Source organism: Amycolatopsis lurida, assembly GCF_900105055.1.
Classification (GTDB): domain Bacteria; phylum Actinomycetota; class Actinomycetes; order Mycobacteriales; family Pseudonocardiaceae; genus Amycolatopsis; species Amycolatopsis lurida.
This window is the reverse complement of sequence record NZ_FNTA01000004.1, coordinates 4,317,202-4,340,464: the sequence shown is the minus strand read 5'-3', so window position 1 is coordinate 4,340,464 and position 23,263 is coordinate 4,317,202. Positions and strand designations below refer to the sequence as shown.

The 23,263-nt window shown below is 69.9% G+C and carries 22 protein-coding genes; 6 read left to right on the top strand and 16 right to left on the bottom strand.

Annotated elements, in window-relative coordinates:
* Positions 1-71: 71 nt before the first annotated feature.
* From BLW75_RS25725 to BLW75_RS25700, 6 genes are read right to left on the bottom strand one after another with little or no spacing between them, the layout of a single operon-like run.
* Entirely contained in the window at positions 72-818 is a 747-nt protein-coding gene (locus tag BLW75_RS25725; RefSeq protein ID WP_034312407.1) for an SDR family oxidoreductase, read from the bottom strand.
* A complete protein-coding gene (locus BLW75_RS25720) occupies positions 815-1,462 on the bottom strand; it encodes a nucleoside/nucleotide kinase family protein (RefSeq protein ID WP_034312404.1) in 648 nt (215 codons plus the stop codon). The genes BLW75_RS25725 and BLW75_RS25720 overlap by 4 nt, the downstream gene beginning before the upstream one ends.
* Complete coding sequence (locus BLW75_RS25715; RefSeq protein WP_241783614.1) at positions 1,459-2,334, bottom strand: PfkB family carbohydrate kinase; 876 nt, start codon at positions 2,332-2,334, stop codon at positions 1,459-1,461. The genes BLW75_RS25720 and BLW75_RS25715 overlap by 4 nt, the downstream gene beginning before the upstream one ends.
* A gap of 28 nt (positions 2,335-2,362) precedes the next feature.
* The gene (locus tag BLW75_RS25710; RefSeq protein ID WP_034312401.1) at positions 2,363-3,172 is read right to left on the bottom strand and encodes an ATP-binding cassette domain-containing protein; all 810 of its coding nucleotides are present in this window, start codon (positions 3,170-3,172) and stop codon (positions 2,363-2,365) included.
* Positions 3,169-4,158 carry an ABC transporter permease gene (locus tag BLW75_RS25705; RefSeq protein WP_034312398.1) on the bottom strand — a complete coding sequence of 330 codons (990 nt, stop codon included), beginning with the start codon at positions 4,156-4,158 and terminating at the stop codon, positions 3,169-3,171. The genes BLW75_RS25710 and BLW75_RS25705 overlap by 4 nt, the downstream gene beginning before the upstream one ends.
* Positions 4,155-5,171 (bottom strand): substrate-binding domain-containing protein, encoded by a 1,017-nt coding sequence (locus tag BLW75_RS25700; RefSeq protein ID WP_034312396.1) that lies wholly within the window; start codon positions 5,169-5,171, stop codon positions 4,155-4,157. Before BLW75_RS25700 ends, BLW75_RS25705 begins: the two co-directional genes overlap by 4 nt.
* Positions 5,172-5,285: 114 nt before the next feature.
* On the opposite strand from BLW75_RS25700, the gene BLW75_RS25695 reads away from it, so the two are divergent.
* From BLW75_RS25695 to BLW75_RS25685, 3 genes are all read left to right on the top strand, one after another.
* Positions 5,286-6,320 carry a LacI family DNA-binding transcriptional regulator gene (locus tag BLW75_RS25695; RefSeq protein WP_034312394.1) on the top strand — a complete coding sequence of 345 codons (1,035 nt, stop codon included), beginning with the start codon at positions 5,286-5,288 and terminating at the stop codon, positions 6,318-6,320.
* A gap of 88 nt (positions 6,321-6,408) precedes the next feature.
* Entirely contained in the window at positions 6,409-7,278 is an 870-nt protein-coding gene (locus BLW75_RS25690; protein WP_034312391.1) for a LacI family DNA-binding transcriptional regulator, read from the top strand.
* 47 nt (positions 7,279-7,325) lie between these two features.
* Positions 7,326-7,859, top strand: a complete 534-nt coding sequence (locus BLW75_RS25685; protein ID WP_034312389.1) for a GNAT family N-acetyltransferase — start codon at positions 7,326-7,328, stop codon at positions 7,857-7,859.
* Between the two features lie 70 nt (positions 7,860-7,929).
* Here the strand turns inward: BLW75_RS25685 and BLW75_RS25680 are convergent, their stop codons facing one another.
* A complete protein-coding gene (locus BLW75_RS25680; RefSeq protein ID WP_034312387.1) occupies positions 7,930-8,952 on the bottom strand; it encodes a glycoside hydrolase family 76 protein in 1,023 nt (340 codons plus the stop codon).
* A 73-nt stretch (positions 8,953-9,025) separates the two neighbouring features.
* Between BLW75_RS25680 and BLW75_RS25675 the strand changes: the two genes are divergently transcribed.
* Positions 9,026-11,170, top strand: a complete 2,145-nt coding sequence (locus BLW75_RS25675; RefSeq protein ID WP_034312385.1) for a molybdopterin oxidoreductase family protein — start codon at positions 9,026-9,028, stop codon at positions 11,168-11,170.
* A 71-nt stretch (positions 11,171-11,241) separates the two neighbouring features.
* On the opposite strand, the gene BLW75_RS25670 is transcribed toward BLW75_RS25675, so the two are convergent.
* The 6 genes from BLW75_RS25670 to BLW75_RS25645 form a co-directional block, all read right to left on the bottom strand.
* Positions 11,242-11,895 (bottom strand): TrmH family RNA methyltransferase, encoded by a 654-nt coding sequence (locus tag BLW75_RS25670; RefSeq protein ID WP_034312382.1) that lies wholly within the window; start codon positions 11,893-11,895, stop codon positions 11,242-11,244.
* 14 nt (positions 11,896-11,909) lie between these two features.
* The gene (locus BLW75_RS25665; RefSeq protein WP_034312379.1) at positions 11,910-12,302 is read right to left on the bottom strand and encodes a DUF2784 domain-containing protein; all 393 of its coding nucleotides are present in this window, start codon (positions 12,300-12,302) and stop codon (positions 11,910-11,912) included.
* A gap of 177 nt (positions 12,303-12,479) precedes the next feature.
* The gene (gene pyrE, locus BLW75_RS25660; protein ID WP_016338130.1) at positions 12,480-13,043 is read right to left on the bottom strand and encodes an orotate phosphoribosyltransferase; all 564 of its coding nucleotides are present in this window, start codon (positions 13,041-13,043) and stop codon (positions 12,480-12,482) included.
* Between the two features lie 46 nt (positions 13,044-13,089).
* On the bottom strand, positions 13,090-15,624 hold the full coding sequence (locus BLW75_RS25655; RefSeq protein ID WP_034312649.1) for an ABC transporter permease: 2,535 nt from the start codon (positions 15,622-15,624) through the stop codon (positions 13,090-13,092).
* Positions 15,624-16,382: an ABC transporter ATP-binding protein gene (locus tag BLW75_RS25650; RefSeq protein WP_034312377.1), complete on the bottom strand. Its 759-nt coding sequence runs from the start codon at positions 16,380-16,382 to the stop codon at positions 15,624-15,626. The genes BLW75_RS25655 and BLW75_RS25650 overlap by 1 nt, the downstream gene beginning before the upstream one ends.
* Before the next feature lie 71 nt (positions 16,383-16,453).
* On the bottom strand, positions 16,454-16,936 hold the full coding sequence (locus tag BLW75_RS25645; protein ID WP_091599938.1) for a PepSY domain-containing protein: 483 nt from the start codon (positions 16,934-16,936) through the stop codon (positions 16,454-16,456).
* Positions 16,937-17,004: 68 nt separating this feature from the next.
* On the opposite strand from BLW75_RS25645, the gene BLW75_RS25640 reads away from it, so the two are divergent.
* Positions 17,005-17,685, top strand: coding sequence for an MgtC/SapB family protein (locus tag BLW75_RS25640; RefSeq protein ID WP_091598335.1), 681 nt, complete (start codon positions 17,005-17,007; stop codon positions 17,683-17,685).
* 6 nt (positions 17,686-17,691) lie between these two features.
* Here the strand turns inward: BLW75_RS25640 and BLW75_RS25635 are convergent, their stop codons facing one another.
* Positions 17,692-18,459, bottom strand: coding sequence for an SDR family NAD(P)-dependent oxidoreductase (locus BLW75_RS25635; RefSeq protein WP_034312371.1), 768 nt, complete (start codon positions 18,457-18,459; stop codon positions 17,692-17,694).
* Between the two features lie 120 nt (positions 18,460-18,579).
* Here BLW75_RS25635 and BLW75_RS25630 point away from each other — a divergent pair, with 120 nt between their 5' ends.
* On the top strand, positions 18,580-19,713 hold the full coding sequence (locus tag BLW75_RS25630; RefSeq protein WP_034312369.1) for a hypothetical protein: 1,134 nt from the start codon (positions 18,580-18,582) through the stop codon (positions 19,711-19,713).
* Here the strand turns inward: BLW75_RS25630 and BLW75_RS25625 are convergent, their stop codons facing one another.
* Entirely contained in the window at positions 19,714-20,424 is a 711-nt protein-coding gene (locus BLW75_RS25625) for a type III secretion system chaperone family protein (protein ID WP_034312366.1), read from the bottom strand. It lies immediately after the preceding gene.
* A gap of 210 nt (positions 20,425-20,634) precedes the next feature.
* Complete coding sequence (clpB, locus tag BLW75_RS25620; protein ID WP_034312365.1) at positions 20,635-23,232, bottom strand: ATP-dependent chaperone ClpB; 2,598 nt, start codon at positions 23,230-23,232, stop codon at positions 20,635-20,637.
* Between the last annotated feature and the right edge of the window lie 31 nt (positions 23,233-23,263).

Sequence of the window (23,263 nt, the reverse complement as noted above, 5' to 3'; positions counted from 1 at the left end):
ACAGTGTTAAAAAGTGGCTGAACCGCACGCGGAGCCGATATCGCCCCGTGACCGCTCCGTGGCCCCGGGTGTCAACGTCCTCCGCCGACGGTCAGCACCGTCCCGGTGGTGTACGACGCGGCCGGGGAAAGCAGCCACAGCACGGCTTCCGCGACTTCGCCGGGTTCGCCGGCCCGCCCCATCGGGATGGTCGGCGCGATCCGCTCCATCCGATCGGGCAATCCCGCCGCGGCGTGCAGTCCGGTGTGGATCATCCCTGGTGCGACGGCGTTCACCCGGACGGATTCTTTTGCCACTTCTTGCGCAACGCCGTAGGTCATCGTTTCGACCGCGGCCTTGGTGCCCGCGTAGTGGACCCATTCGCCGGGCGAGCCGGTCCGCGCGGCAGTGGAGGACAGCGTCACGATCGAGCCGCCCTCACCGCCGTACCGGGTGGACATCCGGCGGATGCCCTCGCGGACGCACAGGAAGACACCCGTGATGTTGACATCGACGACACGACGGACGACGTCGACGTCGTATTCGTCGAACCGGCCGGGGGTGTTGCCGGTGATGGCCGCGTTCGCGACCAGCCCGGCGAGCGGGCCGAGCTCGACGGCGGCGTCGAACAGGGCCACCACGTCTTCTTCGGACGCGACGTCACCGCGCCGGGTGATCGCCCGGACGCCGTGCTTCCGGACGCGCGAGGCGACGTCTTCGGCCGCTTCGGCGTCACCCGCGTAGTTGACGACGACGTCGTAACCGCGCGCGGCGGCCAGTTCGCAGACCGCCGCGCCGATGCCCTTACTGCCGCCGGTGACGACGAGAACACCACTCATATGGCGAAGTTAACCAGCGGGAGGTTCTCGAGGACCAGGTCGGCCCGGCCGCTGGTGGACGCGATCAGATCGGCGTTGCGCTGGTCGGATCCGAGGGCGCGACGGCGTGCGTCGACCAGCGAACGACCGTAGCGGCGGTGCCGTGAGACGAGCCGCTCGATGCGCTCGGGCTCGTCCGGCGCGAGGAACCACGACTCGGCGAGGATCGGCTTCACGCCGCTCCACGGGTCGTCCTGCATGAGCAGGTAGTTCCCCTCGGTGATGACCAGCGGGACGTCCGGCGTGACCGCGACGGCGCCGGCGATCGGCTCCTCGATCTCCCGGCGGAACTCGGGCGCGTAGACCGTCTCGCGGCCCTCGGCGAGCCTGCGCAGCAAGTGCACGTACCCCGCCGCGTCGAAGGTGTCCGGCGCGCCCTTGCGCTCCACCCGCCCGAGACGCTGCAACTCCACCTGCGCCAGGTGGAAGCCGTCCATTCCGACGACAGCCGCCCTCGTGCCCAGTGCCTTCGCGAGGCCCCAGGCGAGTGTCGTCTTGCCGGACGCGGGGGCGCCGACGATCCCGAGCACGCTGCGCTGTCCCGGCTTCGCCAGCGCCTGCGCCCTGTTCAACAGGTCCTCGAACACCGGAGGCATGGCAGTCATCCTTCTCCCATCTTCGCGACCGCGGCCGTCCACGACCTCGGTCCTTCGTGCCGCACCCGTTCGGCGGCCACCTCGTTGGCGAACGCGATCCAGCCGGGGACGTCCCCTTCGCCCCTGGCGACCGCGTACGCGAAAGCCCCGTGCCAGACGTCGCCCGCGCCCAGCGTGTCACGCGCCTGGGTGACGGGGACCGGGACGGCGCCGGATCCGTCCGCGGTCGACCAGCGGACGGGTTCGGGTCCGGCCGTCGTGATCACCACGCGGACGCCGTACTCGCGCGGGTCGTCCCCGCGATACAGCGACGAGCACGCGGCGATGTCGACCAGCGGCAAGAGTTCAGGGAAGACCGGCTTCCAGCTCCCGGCGTCGAGCACCACCGGTATCGCGCGCTCCTTCGCCCAGCGCGCGACCTCCAGTGCCACCTCCGGATGGTGCCCGTCGAGGAGCACGCACCCGGGCATTTCGTCACCTGCTTGCGATAGTCGCGTGCGCAAGGATCGCAAGTAGGTGACGAATTGCGGGGAGGCGTGGGCGTTGCGCGAGACGACGGTGCGCTCGCCATCGGAGTCACGGACGACGATGGCGCTGATCGCGGGCGGATCGGGCCGTCCGGGATCGAGGTCGACCAGGTCGACGCCGTGCGCTTCAAGGTCCACGCGGGCGAGTACCGCCAGCGGGTGCGCACCGGCGACCGTCAGGAGCGTCGCCTCGGCGCCGAGCGCGGCCACGGTCACCGCCGCGTTCGTCGCCGGCCCCCCGGCGGCGACGTCCATCGACAGCGAACGCACCTTTTCGCCCGGCGCCGGGATTTCGGCGACGCGCTGAACCTGGTCGACGGTGCACAGGCCCGCCAGCAGCACTCGCACTAGCATCGAAGTACTTTTTCCCGCTGAGATGCCATCAGCTCAGTCCCGTGTGGACGGCCGAAGCGACCTCTTCGACCTCGCCGTTCTCACCGATCTTCAGCGCACCCGTGAGCAGGCCGACGACCTGGTTCATGGTGTGCGTCTTCGGCGAGACCACCGCGACCCGCTTACCGAGGCGGTGCACGTGGATGCGGTCGGCGATGTCGAACACGTGCGGCATGTTGTGGCTGATCAGCACCACCGGGAGGCCACGCTCGCGGATCCGGTTGATCAGGTCCAGGACCTTGCCGGATTCGGCGACGCCGAGCGCGGCGGTGGGCTCGTCCATGATCACCGCCTTGGTGCCGAACGCGGCCGCCCGCGCGACCGCGACACCTTGGCGCTGCCCGCCGGACAACGTCTCCACCGGTTGCGTGATGGACTTGATGTTGATGCCGAGTTCGTCGAGGATCCGCTGCGCGTCGGCCCTCATGGTCGCGGTGTCCAGCTTCCTGAACAACTGCCCGAAGAGGTCCTTACGCCGCTTTTCGCGGCCGAGGAACATGTTCGACGCGATGTCGAGCGCGGGCGCGACGGCGAGATCCTGGTACACCGTCTCGATCCCGTAGTGGCGAGCGTCCAAAGGGGACTTGAAGTGGACGGTCTCACCGTCCACTTTGATCTCACCGGAATCCGGGATCACCGCCCCCGAAAGAGCCTTGATGAGGCTCGACTTCCCGGCGCCGTTGTCGCCGACGACGGCGAGCACCTCGCCGGGGAACAGTTCGAAGTCGGCACCGTCGATGGCGGTGACCCGGCCATAGCGCTTGACCAGGCCCTGCGCGGACAACGTGGGTGTCGTCATGACTGCCGCCTCCTCGCGAAACGGTCGACGCAGACAGCGCCGATGAGCAGGGCACCGGTGGCGACGTCCTGGTAGAGCGCGTCGACGCCGAGCTGGGTCAGCCCGGACCGCAGGACCGCGACGACCAGCGCGCCCATCATCGTGCCGAGTACGGAACCCCGGCCGCCGAACAGGCTCGCGCCGCCGAGCACCACCGCGGTGATCGAGTCGAGGTTGCCGAGCTGGAAGGCGTTCGGGTCGGCGTTCGGCACGCGGCCGAGCGCCTGCCAGGCGGCGATGCCGACGATCACCCCGGCGACGATGTACACCGAAAGGATCGTGCGGTTGACCTTGATCCCGGACAGCCGCGCGGATTCCGGCGCGTTGCCGACCGCGTAGACGTGCTTGCCCCACGGAGTTCGCGTGAGCGCGTACCAAAGTCCCAGGTACATCAGCAAGGCCAGCGTCATGCCGTAGGTGATCGGGATGCCGCCGAAGAGGTACCGGCGGGTGCCGAGCCATTTGAGCAGTTCGTCGGCGACCGGGACGGCCTGGCCGCTCGCGAACAGTTTCGCGGCCGCGGTGAGCACGGTCAGCAGGCCGAGCGTGACGATGAACGGCGGCAGTTTGATCCGGGTGACCAGCGAACCGGTGACCATCCCGATCACCACCGTCGCCACGATTCCCAGCAGCAGCGCCCAGATCCCGGAGACGCCGCCGACCACGAGCTTCGCCATGATCAGCGTCGCGAGCACCATCGCGGCCGCGTTGGCCAGGTCGATACCCGCGGTCAGGATGATCAGCGTCTGCCCGAGGGCGAGCGTGCCGACCACCAGGGACTGTTGCACCACAAGGGAAAGGTTGTCGAGATCGAGGAAGGTGTCCGTCGAGAGGGAGAACACCACGATCGCGACGAGCAGCGCCAGCGCGGGCCCGACCGCGGGCGCACGGAGGAAGAACTCACCGATGGACGGGCGTTCGTTGCCTTTCAGGGTTGCGGTCGTCACTTCGTCCCCCAGCAGTTCTCGAGGCCCCACTTGGTGTCCTGGCTTTCCACGCCGGGGATCGGCTTGTCGGTGATCACCGCGGACCCGGTGTCGACGAACCCGCTCGGCTTCTTGCCGGTCTTGGCGTATTCGACGGCGGCGAGGACGCCCTGCTCGGCCATCTTCTTGGGGAACTGCATGACCGTGGCGGCGTACTGGCCGTCGCGCACGTTCTTGACGCCTTCGCAGCCGCCGTCGATCGAGCCCATCACGATCCGGTTCACCAGGCCGCGGGCTTGGAGTGCGGCGTAGGTGCCGCGGCCCATCGGCTCGTTCATCGTGTAGACGGCGTTGATGTCGGTGGTGCGCTGCAGCAGGTTCTCGACGCCCTGCTGCGCCAGGCTCTGGTCGCCGTTCGCGGGTGTCTTGCCCTTGATCTCCGGCGACGCGTCGGTCAGCCCGATGCCCTTGAGGAACCCGGTGTGCCGCTGGGTGTCCACTGTGGATCCAGCGGTGCCGTCCACCATGAACAGCTTCGGCGGCTTGCCCGCCAGCGCGGCCTTGACGTACGCGCCCTGCTGACGTCCGGCCTCGAAATTGTCCGTGGCGAAGGTGGCGTCGACGGCGGTGTCCGGTTCGGTCGCCGTGTCGAGCGCGATGACCAGCACCCCGGCCTTGCGGGCGCGGTCGATGGCGTCGAGGACGCCGGTCGAGGAACTCGGCGTGATCAGGATGGTGTTCGCGCCCTGCTGCATGAGGTTCTCGATGGCCCTGACCTGGCCGTCGTTGTCGCCGTCGAACTGTCCGGCGAGCGCGCTGAACTCCGCGCCGTTCGCCTCGGCGGCGGCCTTGGCGGCCGCTCTCAGTTCCACGAAGTAGGGGTTGGTGTCGGTCTTGGTGACCAGGCCGACCTTGGCCTTGCCACCGCCGCCCGCGTTCGAACCGCCACCCCAGTGGCGTTCGACGGTGCACCCGGCCGAGGTCACCGCGAGTGCGGCGGCCATGGCGAGCGCGGCGAGACTGCGTTGTCTCATGGGGGATGCCCTCCGATCAAGGCTGTCCGTGATGGACCGGAAGGTAGACAGGGTTATGCTCTGTCGCAAGCGTTTGCGCAAACGCTTGCCAGCTGACTTCACCGAGGAACGTTGATGCCGCCGTCTCGCTCGTCCCGCCCCACCCAACGCGACATCGCCGAGCTCGCGGGAGTCTCGATCACCACCGTGTCACACGTGGTCAACGGGACGCGGGCGGTGGCCGAGGAGACCAAACTGGCGGTCCTCCGCGCGATCGAGCAGACCGGCTACACCGGCGACGCCATCGCCCGCTCGCTGGTGACCGGCGGGACGAGGTCGATCGGCGTCGCGATCTCCCTCATCGCGAACCCGTATTTCGCCGTCCTCATCCAGGCGATCGAACGCGAAGCCGCGCTGGCCGGGTACACGGTCTTGCTCGCGGACACCCACGACACCGTCGACACCGAGCGTGAGACCGTGCGGACCCTGCGTTCGCGCCGGGTCGACGGGCTGCTGATCACGCCGTCGCCGGGCGACGGTTCGGTGATCGGCGAGCTCGTCTCGCTCGACGTCCCGACCGTGCTCATCGACCGGCTGTCCACCCGCACCGACGTCGATCAGGTCGGCGCCGAGAACATCCAATCGACGTCCGCGCTGACCGCGCATCTGGCGTCGCTCGGGCATCAGCGGATCGGCATGATCAGCGGCACCGCCGGGCTGAGCACCAGCGAAGAGCGGATACTCGGCTATCGGCTGGGGCTCGGCCGCTCGGGTTTGACCTGGTCGGAGGACCTGGTCGCGTGCGGGCAGTCCTCACAGGCGGGCGGGGCGCTCGCGCTGAGCACGCTGCTCGCGCTGCCGGAGTCGCCGACGGCGCTGGTGGTCGCCAACGACACCATGATGGTCGGGGTGCTGCACGAGTTGCGGCGGCGCGGGCTGCGGGCCGGCGTCGACCTCCCCGTGGTGGTCTACGACGACGTCGAATGGGCCGATCTGGTCGATCCGCCGCTGACCACGATGGCGCAGCCGATCGAGGAGATAGGCACACAGGCGGTACGCCTGCTGCTGGCCCGGATCAACGATCCGGCACGCAAGGCCCAGACGATGCGGATTCCGCCTACGCTCCGCCATCGCGCGTCCTGCGGATGCGCTCTCGTTCACTCACATTGATGATTGTTGGGAGACTTTCCGGTCTCGCCGCCGAGCGACGCTCCGTCAGCCGTTACCGTCATTCAAGCTCGAATGAAGGCGTGGAGCGATGACCGCACTGTCCCCGGCGTTACCCCTGTGGGAGGACACCCCTGTCACCCACCGGTTCGGGGTGGCCATGGCGATGCACGCGAACCCGTATTCGGGTGAACTCGTCCGCGCCATCCGCCGCGCCGCCCGCCGTCACGGCTGTGAGATCACCCTCGCCGACACCGGCGACAGCGTCGCCGAAGAAGCCGCGGTCATCCGAGCGCTGCGCGCGGACCGCGTCGACGGTGTCCTGCTCGTCCCGGCGGCCGGCGACGAAGCGGTGATCAACGGACTGGTCCGGATGGGCGTGCCGACCGTGCTCGTCGACCGGATGGCCGGCCGCAACGACGTCGACCAGGTCGGCTCCGAGAACATCCAGGCCGTATGCGCGCTCGTGCGGCACCTCGCCGGGCTGCGGCACCGCAAGATCGGCTTCATCTCGGGCGAAGAGGACATGACCACCTACGAGGAGCGGGCGCTGGGCTACCGGCTCGGCCTCGGCCGCTCCGGCCTCCGGTGGACGTCGCAGCTGGTCGCGTGCGGGCAGTCGACCCCGGGCGGGGCCGCCGCCGCGACGGCGAAACTGCTCGACAGCTGGCCCTCGCCGACCGCGCTCGTGGTGGCGAGCGAGGCGATGATGATCGGCGTCCAGTACGAGGCGCACCGGCTCGGCATCCGGATCGGGCGGGATCTCGCGATCGTCGGCTACGGCGACATGGAGTGGGCGGGACAGGTGACCCCGGCGGTCACCACGATGGCGCAGCCGATCGAGGAGATCGGGCGCAAGGCCGTCGAACTCCTGCTGGCCCGGATCACCGACCCTGAGCGACGGCCCGAATCCGTACGGCTCGCCCCACGCTTCATACACCGTCAGTCGTGCGGCTGCTGAGTCACAACTCGCTGGTCAGAACGCCGCCGCCGGGTGAAGATGGCGGAATGACCGACCTGTGGACCGTGCACACCGCCGACCTCGAAGCAGGCGTGCTGAGGGCGGCACGCGCTCTGCTGGACGACGCCTTCGACGGTGATTTCAGCGACCACGACTGGGAGAACGCGCTCGGCGGCATGCACACGCTGGTGTGGGAGAGCGGCGAACTGATCGGGCACGCGTCGCTGGTGCAGCGGCGGCTCGTGCACGACGGACGGGTCCTCCGCACGGGTTATGTCGAGGCGGTCGCCGTCCGGTCGGACCACCGGCGGCGCGGGCACGGCGCCGCGATGATGGACGCGCTGGAGCGGGTGCTGCGGAAGGCGTACGACCTCGGGGCGCTGTCGGCGTCCGAAGACGCACTGGAGTTCTACGCGTCGCGGGGCTGGCTGCTGTGGCGCGGTACTTCGTCGGCCATGACACCTTCGGGTATCGAGGTGACGAAGGAGGACGACGGGTCGATCCATGTCCTGCCGGTGGGGGTCACCCTGGACCTGGACGGGGAGATCACCTGCGACTGGCGTTCGGGCGACGTCTGGTAACCCCGCGATTAGTCACCTACTTGCGACGGTCCCAGGACGTGACGCTCGACCGAGTGTCGCAAGTAGGTGACTAATTGCGGGGTCGGTGGTCCAGGGTGGCCGCGGCTTCGAGCAGCATCCACGCGCTCACCTGAACGGACAGGTCGCGTTCGGGCGCGTCACCCGCGAGGGGGAGCGAAGGCGCCGGAGTCGCCCAGTCGGCGCTGAAGAGCAGCCCATGCGGTGTCTCGGTGGCACCGGACCAGCAGGCGTCAGCCGACCGGATGACCAGGTCGCGCGCCACCCCGCTCGGCAACAGCGGCGCCGCGAGCGCCAGGTAGCGAGCGAGGATCCCGGCGAACAGACCGCCGTCGCCGCCTTCCTGGCCACGGATCACCCCGTTCGGCGCGACGTGTTCCGCGACAGCCGCGATCGTGCGCCCCACTCTGTCCATTTCAGACAGTTCAAGGCAGGCGCCGAGGTAAACCCCTTGGCAATACGTGAAAACATGCTTGACCAGTTCACCGCTGCCGACCCGCAGGCCGTCCCACACCAGTCCGGAATCCGGGTCGACGAGCCGCTCGGTCATCCAGTCGGTCAACCCGTGAGCGTGCTGCGTGGCGCCTTCGCGGGCGTGGAAGATCGCGGCCGGGCCGTTCGCGGGGGCGTTCTTGAAATCGTCGCCGGCGCGCCACCAGATCCCGCCGCCCGCGTCGTCGGTCCAGCCTTCGCGCAGCCGCGAACTGATCGCTTCCAGCCCGCCGCGGACGTCCAGCCCGAGATGCCCGACGCGTTGCAGCGCGAGGCCGAGCCAGGCGATGTCGTCGTAGTAGTCGTTGATCCACTTGCCGAAGTTGCGCAGCCGCACGGACCGCACGAACCGGTCGATCAGTTTCAGCCGGTCGGGCGACGGGTCCCGCAGCTGGGCGTCGACGAGGGTGTCCAGTAGATGCGCCTGCCACCAATAGTTCCAATGCCAGTGGACGCGTTGTCCCGCCGACGGCGGCCAGCCACTGCTGCCGAGCACTGTCCCGGGCAGCCCCCACACGCGGCGCAGATGCCGGTCGCGGATCGCGCGCTCGGCGATCGCGGCCCGGTCGGCGAGAGCAGTCATCGCGCCATCATCCCTTGCCCGGTGACATACCGCTCAGTATGTTGGGAGGACTCCCGAACCCGCGAGGTGCTGCATGACCACGGCGCACGTGACCTGCCCGCTCTGCGAAGCCACCTGTGGGCTGGAGGTGACGATCGACGAGAAGAGCCTGGTCACCCGGGTGCAGGGTGACCGCGAGGATGTCTTCTCGCGGGGCTACATCTGCCCGAAGGGCGCTTCGCTCGGCGCGCTGCACCATGACCCGGACAGGCTCACCGCGCCCCTGGTGAAACGCGACGGTGAGTTCGTCGAGGTCCCCTGGGACGAGGCGTTCGCCGAAATCGACCGGCGGCTCCGGCCGATCATCGACGAGCACGGCAAGAACGCCGTCGCCGTCTACTCCGGGAACCCGACGGTGCACAACGCGGCGCTGGTGCTCTACGGCCGCGTGTTCTTCAAAGCCTTGGGCACCAGGAACTTCTACACCGCGACCACGGTCGACCAGATGCCGAAACACTTCTCCTCCGGCTACCTCTTCGGCGACCCGCAGACCATTCCCGTCGCCGACCTCGACCGCACCGAGCACCTCCTCATCCTGGGCGCGAACCCGTTGGTGTCCAACGGAAGCCTGATGACCGCCCCGGACACCCGCGGGAAGCTGCGCGGGATCCAGCAGCGTGGCGGCAAGATCGTCGTCCTCGATCCGCGCCGCACCCGGACCGCGCAGCTCGCCGACGAGCACCACGCGATCCGGCCGGGCACCGACGCGTTGTTCCTGTTCGCGCTGGTCAACGTCCTGTTCGCGGAGAACCGGGTCACTCCGGGAGAGCACGTCGACGGTGTCGACGAGGTTCGCGTGCTCGCGGAGCCGTTCACCCCGGAGGCGGTCGCGCCCGCGACCGGGATCGACGCCGCCGAGATCCGCCGTATCGCGCTCGAACTCGCGGACGCCGGGCGCGCCGCGGTGTACGGCCGGATGGGGACGACGACGCAGTCGTTCGGCACCGTCGCGAGCTGGCTGGTCGACGTCGTCAACACGCTCACCGGCAACCTCGACCGCGAAGGCGGCGTGATGTTCCCGCTGCCCGCCCTCTGGCGGCCGCGCCGGTCCTCGCCGTTCACCAGCGGCCGCTGGACGAGCCGGGTGCGCGGGTATCCCGAGGTGCTCGGCGAGCTGCCGGTGGCCACGCTCGCGGACGAGATCGAGACGCCCGGCGAAGGCCAGGTGCGGGCGCTGGTGACCATCAGCGGCAACCCCGCGCTGAGCACGCCGAACTCAGCGCGGCTCACGGAAGCGTTGCGGCAGCTGGACTTCATGGTCTCGCTGGACGTGTACCTCAACGAGACCACGCGGCACGCCGACGTCATCCTGCCCGGGCCGTCACCGCTGGAGCGGCCGCACTACGACGTCGCGCTGTACGCGCTCGCCGTGCGCAACGTCGCGAACTGGACACCACAGCCGCTGGAAACCGACCTGCCGCAGGAGTGGGTGACCCTGCTGCGGCTGGCGGGGATCGCCGCCGGCCAGGGCCCGGACGTCGACGTCGCCGCGTTCGACACGATGGTCGCGGGCGAGACGGCGCGGCGCACCGGCGTCGACCTGGCGCTCGCCGAAGGCCGCACGGGACCGGAGCGGATGATCGACCTGATGCTGCGCGGCGGACCGTACGGGCTGAGCCTGGCCGACCTCGAAGCGGCCCCGCACGGCATCGACCTCGGCGCGCTGAAACCCCGGCTGCCGGAGGCGCTCGCCACCGCGAGCGGGAAGGTCGAGCTGGCGCCGGATGCGATCACGAAGGACATCCCCCGCCTGCGCGCGGAGCTGGACAAGGCGCCGGACGGCGGGCTGCTGCTGATCGGACGGCGGCACCTGAGCTCGAACAACTCGTGGATGCACAACCTGACGCCGCTGGTGCGCGGCGGGAACCGGTGCACCGTCCAGGTCCACCCGGACGACGCCTCCCGCCTCGGGCTGACCGACGGCGGGCTCGCGGCGGTGACGTCGCGGGCGGGGAAACTCGAAGCGCCGGTGGAGGTCACGGCCGACGTCCGGCCCGGCGTGGTGAGCATGCCGCACGGCTGGGGCCATGACCTCGAAGGAACGCGAACGCGGGTCGCGGCCGCGCACGCCGGGGTCAACTCGAACCTGGTCGCCGATGAGACCCTGCTCGACGTCCCGTCCGGGAACGCCGTGCTGAACGGGATCCCGGTGGAGGTCGCCCCCGTCCCCCGCGATTAGTCACCTACTTGCGGGCGTTCCGGGGCGATGAAGCGAGCGGTCGGCCGCAAGTAGGTGACTAATCGCGGGGGTCACCAGGCCTGGGACAGGTCGGCGTGCTGCCGGATCCAGGCGTGCATGACGATCCCGGCGGCCACGCCGGCGTTGATCGAGCGGGTCGTGCCGAACTGCGCGATCGAGACGACCAGCGCCGCCGTCTTCTGCGCCTCGGCCGACAGACCCGGGCCTTCCTGGCCGAACAGCAGGACACACTCGCGCGGCAGCTCGGCCGTCTCGACGGGTTGCGAGCCGGGGGTGTTGTCGACGGCGACCACGGCGAGCCCTTCCGTCGCGGCGAAGGTCAGCAGCCCGTCGACGTCCTCATGGTGGAGAAGGTGCTGGTAACGGTCGGTCACCATGGCGCCGCGCCGGTTCCAGCGCCGCCGCCCGACGATGTGCACCGCGGCCGCGGCGAACGCGTTCGCCGTCCGGACCACGGTGCCGATGTTGTGGTCGTGCTGGAAGTTCTCGATCGCCACGTGGAACGGGTGCCGACGGCTGTCCACATCGGACACGATGGCCTCGCGCCGCCAGTACCGGTACGGGTCGACGACGTTGCGGCGGTCGCCGTTGGCCAGGAGTTCGGGGTCGTAGCGCTCGTCCGAAGGCCACTCGCCCTCCCACGGACCGACGCCGACCTCTTCCTTCGCCACCCATTCGGTGGGACCGGCTTCTTCCGAGTTCACCCGAGGATTGTCACTCAGCCCATGCTGACGCGGTGCGCCGGTGCGTCCCCGTCGTGGTGGCGGTGACGCCAGCGCTGGTACGCGCCGATGTAGGAGATGATCACCGTCGCCATCCCGATCACCACGACGACCGGCAGCGACGAGCGCGGGAACACGGTGTCGTACAGGTAATAGGCGTTGAAGCCGCCGGGCAGGTCGCCGAGGCCCTGCTGGTGCCGGAAGTAGTTCTCCGCCGCCGTCAGCGGGCAGGGCCACGGGAAGACGTTGACGAGGACTCCCCATGCGGCGAAGAACACATGCACGAAGATCACCTTCGGCCACCGCCACGCGAGAAAACCACCGAATCCGATGAACAACAGCGCGAAAATATGCACCGCGACTGTCACGTTCGCCAGGAAACCCGCCACCTCATGCCCCCTTTCACACCCCTACCAGCGACGTTACCCCTCTCCGATTGAGAAACGCTCACGAAAAACGGGGCATCCTCCGTTCACACGGAGGATGCCCCGTTCGGGACGCTTTACTCAGGAACAGTGGGCGGAGCTGAAAGACGTGCCCGAAAGCAACCGAACATCCTCAGGCGGTCAGGACAGACCGAGATCGTCCTTGTTCAGAATGTAACGGTATTCGAGGCCTTCCTTCTCGATGGCCTCGCGCGCTCCGGTGTCCCTGTCGACGACGGTCGCGACGCCGACCACGTTCGCTCCGGCCTCGCGCAGCGCCTCGACGGCGGTGAGCACGCTGCCGCCGGTAGTCGAGGTGTCCTCGACGGCCAGCACGCGCTGCCCCAGCACCTCGACGCCTTCGATCCGGCGCTGCATGCCGTGTTCCTTGACGGCCTTCCGGACGACGAACGCGTCGAGTACGACGCCGTCGGTCGCCGCGGAGTGCAGCATCGCCAGCGCCACCGGGTCCGCGCCGAGGGTCAGGCCACCGGCGGCGACGTAATCCCAGTCGTGCGTGAGCTGGCGGAGCAGCTTCCCGATGAGCGGGGCGGCCGCGTGATGGAGCGTCGCGCGCCGGAGGTCGATGTAGTAGTCGGCCTCCTTGCCCGAGGACAGGGTCACCTTGCCGTGCACGACGGCGAGTTCGCCGACCAGTCTCGCCAGTTCGAGTTTCGCCGCTTGATCAACACCGGGGTACGCCACGGCCGAGAGTCTTACACACGGCCGGCCGGGTCCTTCGACGGTAGCTCTAGTCATTGCCCGCCGTCGCCGCGTCGACGGCTTGGCCGCGGGTCGCCGCCCAGGCCGGGACCAGGGTCGCCGCCAGCGCGAGCGCCGCGGCGAGTCCGACGATGGTCAGGTAGATCAGCGGGGAGCCCATCGGCAGCAGGGAATCGGCCGCCACCAGGCAGAACGGGACGATCGAGCCCGCCGCGACGATGGTGCCGAGCACGATTCCGACCAGCGCGACGAGCCCGCCTTCGAACCCGGCCATCCGCAGCACCTGTGCCCTGGTCGAGCCGGTGAGCCGCTGGAGGCCGAACTCGCGGCGCCGCCGGACGGTCGCCATCACGAGCGTGTTCGCGACCGAAATCACCGTGTAGGCGATGATCATCCCGACCAGCAGGTAGTTCACCCACGCGCCGACCGCCTGGTCCTTGTCGTGCGCCGCGACGAGTGCCGCGCGGTCGCCGACGGAGACCGGCAGCCCGGCCGTCGCCTCGCGAAGCCGTTCGGTGAGCGCCGCCGGATCGACGTCCGGAGCGGCGCGGACCAGCATCTGCGGGGCGAGCCCGGCCGTGGTGTGCGGGGCGAGCAGACCTGCCGGGAGCAGCAGGCTCTCGAAACCGGGGCGCTGGCTGGTCACCGCGACGACCTTGACGTCGACCGGCACGCCGTCGCCGAGCCGCAGGCCCAGGGTGTCGCCGACGCCGCGGCCGAAGTCCTTCGCGAAGACCTCGGGGAGCGCGACGGTCATGCCGGTCAGCGCCTTCAGGTCGCCTTGGACCACCTCGGTGTCGGTCGTCGCGTCCGCGCCGGAAGCGGTGAGGCCGACCGCCGGACGGCCTTCGTCGGAGGAGTCGTACGGGTTCTCGAGGAACACGCTGCTGGTGACGTACTCGGACGCTCCGGCGACCCCGGGCACGGCCTGGATCCGCTGGACGAGGTCCGGGGACAGCCCGCCCGCGGCGGAGGCGATCACGGCGTCGGCGCGGACGTCTTCGGTGAACGCCTGGTTCGCCAGCTCCTGCTGGGTGGTCTGCAGGTAGATGTTCGCGGTCGCGATCCCGACGGCGAGCATGATCGGGGTGACCGCGCCCGCCGCGCGGACGATGCCCGCCCGGGTGTTGAGCACGGCGAGCCGCGCGTCGATCCCGCCGAGCAGCCGCAGCGGCCACTGCAGGATCGCCGTCATCGCCTTGGCGACGCCGGGGGTGATCATCGCGACGCCGAGCGCCCAGAGGATCACGGCGGGTCCGGCGGTGCTGGCCGCGATCGGCCCGGTCATCACCGCGACGGTCACGATGGCCAGCGCGGTGCCACCGCCGAAGCAGAGCGCGGCGACGATGACGCGCGTCGGGGTCAGCCAGCGGCGGGTGACCGCGGCCTCGGCGAGCGCCTCGGTCGGCCGGATCTTCCCGGCGCGGCGGCCCGCGAAGAAGGCGGCGATGAACACCGCGAGCATCGCGGCGCCCGCGCCGACGACGGCGGGCAACCAGCCCTGGTAGAACCGCAGGACCGCGGGCACCACACCGTTCTCGACGAGCTGCCCGAACAGCCACTCGCCCAGGAACGGGCCGAGTACCGCGGCGAGCGCGGTGGCGAGCAGGCCGACGGCCAATGCTTCGCCGAGCACCATGCGCCGGAGCTGGCGCGGGGTCGTGCCGATCGCCCGCATCAACGCGAGTTCGCGCGAACGCTGCTGTGTGGACAGGCTCAGTGTGCTGGCGACGACGAACATCGCGACCATCACCGAGAGTCCGCCGGACACCGCGGCGATGACGATCAGGTTGGAGCCGCTCGAATCGGCTTCGGGGAACTCCGCGACACCGCGGTCGATACCGGTCAGGACGTTCGCCCCGGTAGCGACCTCGGCGACCTTCGCCCGCACCGCTTCGACGTCCGCACCCGGCGCGGTGAAGACGCCGATGACGTCGGCCTTGCCGGGGTGCCCGGAGAGCCGGGCGGCATCGGCGGCGGAGAAGAACACGGCGGCCTGCGTGATGGAACGCGGCGCACCGGCCACACCCGCGACGCGGAATGTTTCGGTCTTGCCGCGCGCGGCGACCTCGACGAGGTCACCGGGCTTCGCTCCCGACGCGGATTCGACGACCACCTCGCCCGCGGCGGGCGCGGCACCCGCGGCCAGCGAGTACGGCGTCAGGACGGCGGAGTCCCAAGCGTGACCGAGGCCGGGCTTCCCGCCCGCCGCGAGCGGGAAGCTCACTTCGCCGACGACATTCGAGACGCCGGGTACGGACCTCAGGCGGGAGACCAGCCCGTTGTCGAGCCGGACGCGTTCGGGGAGCCGCGCGTCTTCGAACTTGCGTTTGTCGTCGGGTTCGAGGGACGCCGGATCCTTCTTGGGCAGTTCGAAGGTCTGGCCGCCGGTGACGAGGATCGGCGCGGCCGCGAGACGCTGCGGTTCCGCGTTGCCGCGGATCCCGGTCTCCATGAGGCCACCGCACGAGGCGACGATCAGCGCGCCGAAGAAGACGGCGATGAAGGTGCCGATGAAACCGCCCTTGCGCAGGCGCAAGGTCCGGAAGGCGAGTCGCAGCATCACGCACCCGCCCTGACCGGGCTGCCCCAGGCACCCAGGTGGGTCATGCGTTCGGCGACGACGTCCGCGGTCGGCGCGTGCAGTTCGTCCGCGATCCGGCCGTCGGCGAGGAAGATGACGCGGTCCGCGTAGGAGGCGGCCATCGGGTCGTGGGTCACCATGATCACCGTCTGGCCGGTCGTCCGGACGGAATCGCGCAGCAGCGCGAGGACCTCGGCGGCGGTGCGGGTGTCGAGCGCGCCGGTCGGTTCGTCGGCGAAGACCACCGCGGGCCGGGTGACCAGCGCCCGCGCGATCGCGACGCGCTGCGCCTGCCCGCCGGAAAGTTCGCCGGGAAGGTGCTTGCGGCGGCCGGAAAGCCCCACTCGGGCGAGGATCTCCTCGACCAGGCGCCGGTCCGGCTTGGCGCCGGCGAGCTGCTGGGGGAGCGTGACGTTCTGCTCGACGGTCAGCGCCGGAAGCAGGTTGAAGGCCTGGAAGATGAAGCCGACCCGGTCGCGGCGCAGCTTCGTCAGCTTCGTCTCGCTCATCCCGGCCAGCTCCTGCCCGTCGAGCACGACGGACCCCGACGTCGGCCGGTCGAGCCCGGCCGCGCAGTGCAGGAAGGTGCTCTTACCCGAGCCCGACGGGCCCATCACCGCGGTGAAACCGCCGCGCGGGAACGCCAGCGTCACCCCGTCCAGAGCGACGACGCCCTTGCCGTATTCCTTGCGGACGCCGTCGAGCCGGACCGCGTCACCGTTCCACCCAGTGTTCATGGGGAAAACACTAGGAATCCCAGGTCGGAAGCACCCTGGGGCGAGCGTGCGTCTCCTTGGTAGGGCGTGCCCTACCGCACCGCACCGGTCCTGGCATCGACATCGACGTCGTGCTCGACGCCCTTGCCGTCGCGGAGCCCGACCTCCCAGACGAGGGTGCCGTCGGCGGCGTAGTCGACCTCCATCTCGTCGAGCTCCCCCGGCTGGCGTTGCTGCGCGGCCTGGAGCGCCTTGACCGCGTCGACACCCGCCTGTTCGACCTTCGCCAGGTCGTCGCTCGGTTTGGCGGTCTGCTGCTTGCCGAGGACCTGGCCGCCGTCCGGGCTCACGCGCACCTTGTGTTCCTGCCCGTGTGACGCGACCTTGATCTCCCATCCGTCGTTCGCGGGCTCCACGTCGAACACCCGCCCGTCGGGCAAAGCGCCTGCCGCCGTTTGAATCGCCTTCACCGGCTGGGCGGCGACCGGCCCCGGTCCCGCCGGGGCGGGCGCCGGTTCCGTGGAACACGCGGCCAGCGCCAGCACTCCCGCGATGACAACACGTGATGACTTCATGATCCACGCGTACCCGCCCGGCACGGGCTCGAACCGTCGTCAGGCCGATGGCGCGATGGCACTGTGGGGTGATGGTCTCGAACGGACAGGGCTGGCTCCAGATCGGTGAGCTGACGACGGCGTTCGCGCTGTCGGCGGCGATCGGGCTGGAACGGCAGCTCAGGGGCAAGAGCGCCGGACTGCGGACACAGACCATCGTGGGCACGGCGTCCGCGTTGATCCTTTTGGTCAGTAAGTACGGTTTCGGCGACATCCTCACGAGCGGGCAGATCGTCCTGGACCCGTCCCGGATCGCCGCGCAGATCGTCTCCGGTGTCGGTTTCCTCGGCGCCGGGCTGATCATCACCAGGCAGGGCGCGATCCGCGGGCTCACCACGGCCGCCGCCGTCTGGGAGACCGCGGCCATCGGCATGGCGGCGGGTGCGGGTCTGCTGGTGCTGGCGGTCGTGGTGACGGCCCTGCATTTCGTGGTGGTACTCGGTTTCACCTGGCTGACCGGGCATCTCCCCGGTGGCACGGGCACGACCAGGCTTCGCGTGAGTTACGTGGACGGACAGGGTGTCCTGCGCGACCTGCTGGCGCTCTGCACGAGCCATCGATGGTCGATCACGTCCCTGCGGATCGCCGACGACCGCGACGGCGAGGTGACGGTGACGCTCGACCTCACCGGTCCCGATGCCACCACCGCCCCCACCGTGCTCGCCGGAGCCGACGGCGTGCGGTCGATCGAGACCGCCGACGACGACTGAACGCGGCTAAGTGCGGCCCTTGCCGCCGAAACCGCCGCCGAGTTTCCGCAGCACCGCCCTCGGCAGCAGCCCGCCGACCGCGACGAGCACCTTGTACTGCAGGCTCGGCACCGAGAGCACCTTGCCGCGGCGCAGATCCGCCAGTGCCTCGTCCACGACCTGCTCGACACCGAGCCAGAACGCCTTCGGACCGGGCTTGTCCAGACCGGCCCGCTCGTGGAACTCCGTGGTGGTGAAACCGGGGCAGAGCGCCATCATGCGGATGTTCGCCGGCAGCGAGGCGGCGATGCCCTCGGTGAACGAGGTGACCCAGTTCTTGCTGGCGGTATAGGTCGAACCGCGGCCGCTGAAGAAGCCCGCGACCGAGCTGACGTTGATGATCGCGCCCTCACCGCGGTCGATCATCCCCGGCAGCGCCGCGCGGGTCAGCCGCAGGACGGCGGTGACGTTGACGTCCAGCTGACGCTGCAGCGCGTCCGGCGGGATGGTCCAGAAGTCGCCGTTGAGCCCGAAGCCCGCGTTGTTCACCAGGAGGTCCACCGGCGCTTCGGCCAGGCGGTCCTCGACCAGGGCCCGTCCGTCCACTTCGGACAGATCGGCGGGCAGGACCACGACGTCGACGCCGTGCGCCTCGACCAGTTCCGCGGCGAAGCCCTCCAGCCGGTCGACGTCGCGGGCGACGAGCACGAGGTCGTACCCCTCGTCGGCGAGCCTGCGCGCGAACTGCGCGCCGATGCCGGCGGTGGCGCCGGTGATCAGGGCGGTCTGTGTCATATCGGGAACCTACTCCTCGGTCGGGTTCCGGGGAGGTACTCGGATGGGACAGGCGTGGGGGTCACCCACCGTGGGGATTTGACGTGCAACGGCCGGAGTCGGGAAGTATCGTGCGGCCCCATGGGGAAGCACAGCAGGCGCAAGCCGAGCTACCTGCCCAAAGTCGCGGTCGGCGCGGCGCCGCTGGCGCTGTTGCTCGCCGGCCCGGCCTCCGCGCTCGCCACCCAGACAGACCCGTCGATCCCGCTTCCGCTCGATCACCAGCGTGAAGGCAGCCTCGATCGCGGAGTCGGCTTCACCAGCGAAGGCGACACGACCGTCTTTCGCGGCTTCCTGACCAACACCGAACGAAACGTCTTCAGCAAGGACGCCGGTGACGTCAAGACCGTCGCGGACGTCCGCCGCTCGGTGAGCGAGACCATCGAGACCCGCGACGGCGTCACGGCCCGTCCGGACAAGGTCGGCGCGCTCGCCGCGGCGAAGACCTCCGAGGCCGTCAAGCAGGGCCAGCGGGAAGCGGTGAAGGTCGAGCGCTACGGCAGCGTCGTCGCCGGGAACGAGACCGAATTCGAACGGACCGGCGCACGGCTGACCGAGGTCTCGCTCGACCCGCGCACCGGCGTCCCCACCTTCGTCTCCCAGGACAGCCGCGGTCTCCGCGCCGCCGAAGGGACCTATCACGCCGTCCGCCCGCTGCCCCGGGTCGGTGTCATCAACGAAACGAAACAGCAGGTCGGCGGCGGCCTCGACCGGGCCATGCGAGTCGACGGCGGTTTCTCCGGCGACCTCGGCGGAGTGCTGGAGGCCGGGCGGTCGTCCGGGCACGCGGTCGACGTCGGCGACCTCGCCGCCGTCGGGTCGACCTCGGCGCAGCACGGCAACGGCCGGTTCGGCGGGGTCCTGCCGCTCGACGTGGGCTCGGGCGCGGGTTACGGCCAGGAGCACGCTCTCGGCGGCGCCATCGGTCCGTCGTCCGGCCTGGTCACCACCGGGCAGAACGGGAATCTGGCGCACCACGGCGCCGGGCTCTCCGGTTCCGGTTCGCACACGATCAGCGGCGACCTCGGCATCGGTGAAGTCGCGTCCGTCCGCGGCACCTCGACGTCGTCCGTGCGCGGGGTCCTGCCCGCCACGGACCCGGCTCAGGCAGGGCACCTGACGCAGTCCGGGACGCTCGACCTGACCCTGCTCGGTCAGCCGGCGCACACCGGTTTCGTCGCCGGCGCGCTCCCGCTGGAGCTCAAGCGGTCCTGATCAGGCCTGGGGCTCGATGTCGTCGGTGGCATCGGCCTGCCAGTGACGGCCGGGGGTCGAGGCGTTGTCGTACTCCTCGTCGAACGGGTCCACGATGTCGGCTATCTCGCCGAGGTCGCGCAGCAGCCGCTCGAGCCGCGACGGCCCGGCGTTCGGGGCGACGCTCGCGAGCACCCACTCGTTCTCCAGCCACGCCACGCCGACGTCGCCGCCGAGCGAGTCCGCCGCGTCGACGAGATCCTGCGTGATCACCTTGCGAGCCCCCTCGGAGTCGTCCGCGAAGGCGTAGCGCTGACCGATCGGGCCGAGCATCTCGGGCATGTCCTGGCGCTGGAACGGCACGCTGGACAGCCACATCTCCAGCGGCACCTCGTGCACGCGGTTGCACCGCACGGCGACCACGACCGCCGGGATCTGGCCCTCGGTCTCGATGTCGAAGATGAAGACGGGACGCCGCCCGTCGGAGGTGAAGGTGGACCCGGCGACGACGTTGACCGCCAGCTGGGCGCCGAAGTACCCGATCGCGCCGTTGGACCACTGCCGCGGCAACCGTTCGTCCTCTTCGACGAACTGCCAGCCGCGCAGCTCGGCCCAGCGCATGCGCTCGCGATTGCGCGAGCCCTCCTTCGCCCGGTCGGCCGCGAGCAGCGCCAGCCCCGCCACCAAGGCGACGGCGGCGATGACGAACCAGATCCACGCCGGAATACCCACGACGGTCAGGGTATCCCCCTGCCCTCACCGGATGTGACCGCCGGGCGCCGTGTCGCGCCACCCCTTTCGGTGCCGCGCCCGGGAAAGACCACGAAAGACGCGGCGAAAGGTCGACAAATCGCTGTGTCGCCAACGCTGGGAAGGGGCCTTTCATCGCAAATTTCGCGAGGAAAGGCCCCTTCATCTCATTCGGCAGGTGACCGACTCACCTCAGTCCACCCGGGAGACCGTCAGCGCGGCCGACGCCTCCTCGGCCGGGATGTCCACCCGGACCGTGTCGCCGTCCCGGATCTCACCGGCCAGCAGCTGTTTCGCCAGCTTGTCGCCGATCGCCGACTGCACCAGCCGCCGCAGCGGCCGCGCGCCGTAGATCGGGTCGAAGCCGTTCAGCGCGAGCCACTCGCGGGCCCCGTCGGTGACCTCCAGCGTCAGGCGACGCCGCGACAGCCGCGTGGCGAGCCGTTCGATCTGGATGTCCACAATGGACGTCAGCTCGTCGGTGCCCAGCGCGTGGAAGACCACGATGTCGTCCAACCGGTTCAGGAACTCCGGTTTGAACTGCCGCTGCACCACCGACATCACCGCGTCGGTGCGCTGCCGCTCGTCGAGCGACGGGTCGGCGATGGCCTGCGAGCCGAGGTTCGACGTCAGCACCAGGATCGTGTTGCGGAAGTCCACCGTGCGACCCTGGCCGTCGGTGAGCCGTCCGTCGTCGAGCACCTGCAGGAGCACGTCGAACACGTCCGGATGCGCCTTCTCGACCTCGTCCAGCAGCACCACCGAGTACGGCCGCCTGCGCACCGACTCGGTCAGCTGGCCGCCCTGGTCGTAGCCGACGTAGCCCGGAGGCGCCCCGACCAGGCGCGCCACCGAATGCTTCTCGGCGTACTCGCTCATGTCGATCCGCAGCATCGCGCGCTCGTCGTCGAACAGGAACTCCGCCAGCGCCTTCGCCAGCTCGGTCTTGCCGACACCGGTCGGGCCGAGGAACAGGAACGAACCGGTCGGCCGGTCGGGGTCGGCGACGCCGGCCCTGGTGCGGCGCACCGCGTCCGAGACGACCTGCACGGCCTCCTTCTGCCCGATGACCCGCTTGCCGAGCTCCTCCTCCATCCGGAGCAGCTTGCCCGTCTCGCCTTCCAGCAGGCGTCCGGCCGGGATGCCGGTCCACGCGCTGACCACGTCGGCGACGTCGTCCGCGCTGACCTCTTCCTTGAGCATGACGTTCTGCTGGCTGACCTCGCTGGCCGCGATCGCGGCCTCGAATTCCTTTTCCAGCGCGGGAATCCGGCCGTAGCGGAGCTCGGCGGCCTTGCCGAGGTCGCCATCGCGTTCGGCGCGTTCGGACTCGCCGCGCAGCTGCTCCAGCTGCTCCTTGAGGTCACGGACGCGTTCGATCGAACCCTTTTCGTTCTGCCAGCGCGCGGTCAGCGCCGTCAGCGTCTCCCGCTTCTCGGCGAGTTCCGAGCGCAGTGCGGCAAGGCGATCCTTGGAGGCGGCGTCGTCCTCTTTGGACAGTGCCATCTCCTCGATCTCCATCCGCCGCACGGCGCGCTCGACCTCGTCGATCTCGACCGGCCGCGAGTCGATCTCCATGCGGAGTTTCGACGCGGCCTCGTCGACCAGGTCGATCGCCTTGTCCGGCAGGAACCGGGCGGTGATGTAGCGGTCGGACAGGGTCGCGGCGGCGACCAGCGCGGCGTCCGTGATGCGCACACCGTGGTGCACCTCGTACCGCTCCTTGAGCCCGCGCAAGATGCCGATGGTGTCCTCAGTGGACGGTTCACCGACCAGCACCTGCTGGAAGCGCCGCTCCAGCGCGGCGTCCTTCTCGATGTGCTGGCGGTACTCGTCGAGCGTGGTCGCGCCGACCATCCGCAGCTCACCGCGGGCGAGCATCGGCTTGATCATGTTGCCGGCGTCCATCGCTCCCTCGCCGGTCGCACCCGCGCCGACGATGGTGTGCAGCTCGTCGATGAACGTGACGACCTCGCCCGCGGAGTCGGTGATCTCCTTGAGCACGGCCTTCAGCCGCTCCTCGAACTCGCCGCGGAACTTGGCACCCGCGACCATCGAGCCGAGGTCCAGCGCCACCACGCGCTTGCCGCGCAGCGACTCCGGCACGTCACCGGCGACGATGCGCTGGGCGAGCCCTTCGACGATGGCCGTCTTGCCGACGCCGGGTTCGCCGATCAGCACCGGGTTGTTCTTGGTGCGCCGCGAGAGCACCTGCACCACGCGGCGGATCTCGGTGTCGCGGCCGATCACCGGGTCCAGCTCGCCGGCGCGGGCGCGTTCGGTCAGGTCGACGCCGTACTTCTCCAGCGCTTTGAACGTGCTTTCGGGATCCGCGCTGGTGATCCGCGCGGAGCCGCGCACCTTGGCGAACGCCTCGCGCAGCGCGTCCGGGGTGGCGCCGTGCCGCTTGAGCAGCTCGGCCACCGGCCCGCCTTCGGTGGCGAGGCCGACGAGAAGGTGCTCCGTCGAGACGTACTCGTCGCCGAGTTCGGTCGCGAGCTTCTGGGCGTGCGTCAGCGCTTTGACGGCGTTCGTGTCGAACTGCGGGCTCGACACGGTGGCGCCCGTCGCCGACGGCAGCGCCGCGATCAGCGGCTCCAGCTCCTTGTGCACCTGCGCCGGATCGGCCCCGACCGCGGTCAGCAGCGGTGCGGTGAGCCCCTCACCCTGCGCCAGCAGCGCGCCGAGCAGGTGCGCGGCCGCCACGTGCGGGTTTCCCGCCATCGTGGCCGCCTGCGCCGCCGACGAGATCGCCTGCTGGGTCTTCGTGGTCGGGTTGAAAGCGTCCATCCCTCACCTCGTACTAGGTCGTGCAAAAGCT

Excerpts from the sequence above, each read along its gene's own strand:
- BLW75_RS25725 (WP_034312407.1), bottom strand. The coding sequence starts at position 818 with ATGAGTGGTGTTCTCGTCGTCACCGGCGGCAGTAAGGGCATCGGCGCG.
- BLW75_RS25680 (WP_034312387.1), bottom strand. The coding sequence starts at position 8,952 with ATGACTGCTCTCGCCGACCGGGCCGCGATCGCCGAGCGCGCGATCCGC.
- BLW75_RS25630 (WP_034312369.1), top strand. The coding sequence starts at position 18,580 with ATGGGGAAGCACAGCAGGCGCAAGCCGAGCTACCTGCCCAAAGTCGCG.
- BLW75_RS25695 (WP_034312394.1), top strand. The coding sequence starts at position 5,286 with ATGCCGCCGTCTCGCTCGTCCCGCCCCACCCAACGCGACATCGCCGAG.
- BLW75_RS25685 (WP_034312389.1), top strand. The coding sequence starts at position 7,326 with ATGACCGACCTGTGGACCGTGCACACCGCCGACCTCGAAGCAGGCGTG.
- BLW75_RS25710 (WP_034312401.1), bottom strand. The coding sequence starts at position 3,172 with ATGACGACACCCACGTTGTCCGCGCAGGGCCTGGTCAAGCGCTATGGC.
- BLW75_RS25700 (WP_034312396.1), bottom strand. The coding sequence starts at position 5,171 with ATGAGACAACGCAGTCTCGCCGCGCTCGCCATGGCCGCCGCACTCGCG.
- BLW75_RS25655 (WP_034312649.1), bottom strand. The coding sequence starts at position 15,624 with ATGCTGCGACTCGCCTTCCGGACCTTGCGCCTGCGCAAGGGCGGTTTC.
- BLW75_RS25650 (WP_034312377.1), bottom strand. The coding sequence starts at position 16,382 with ATGAACACTGGGTGGAACGGTGACGCGGTCCGGCTCGACGGCGTCCGC.
- BLW75_RS25720 (WP_034312404.1), bottom strand. The coding sequence starts at position 1,462 with ATGACTGCCATGCCTCCGGTGTTCGAGGACCTGTTGAACAGGGCGCAG.
- BLW75_RS25645 (WP_091599938.1), bottom strand. The coding sequence starts at position 16,936 with ATGAAGTCATCACGTGTTGTCATCGCGGGAGTGCTGGCGCTGGCCGCG.
- BLW75_RS25675 (WP_034312385.1), top strand. The coding sequence starts at position 9,026 with ATGACCACGGCGCACGTGACCTGCCCGCTCTGCGAAGCCACCTGTGGG.
- BLW75_RS25690 (WP_034312391.1), top strand. The coding sequence starts at position 6,409 with ATGACCGCACTGTCCCCGGCGTTACCCCTGTGGGAGGACACCCCTGTC.
- clpB (WP_034312365.1), bottom strand. The coding sequence starts at position 23,232 with ATGGACGCTTTCAACCCGACCACGAAGACCCAGCAGGCGATCTCGTCG.
- BLW75_RS25635 (WP_034312371.1), bottom strand. The coding sequence starts at position 18,459 with ATGACACAGACCGCCCTGATCACCGGCGCCACCGCCGGCATCGGCGCG.
- BLW75_RS25715 (WP_241783614.1), bottom strand. The coding sequence starts at position 2,334 with ATGCTAGTGCGAGTGCTGCTGGCGGGCCTGTGCACCGTCGACCAGGTT.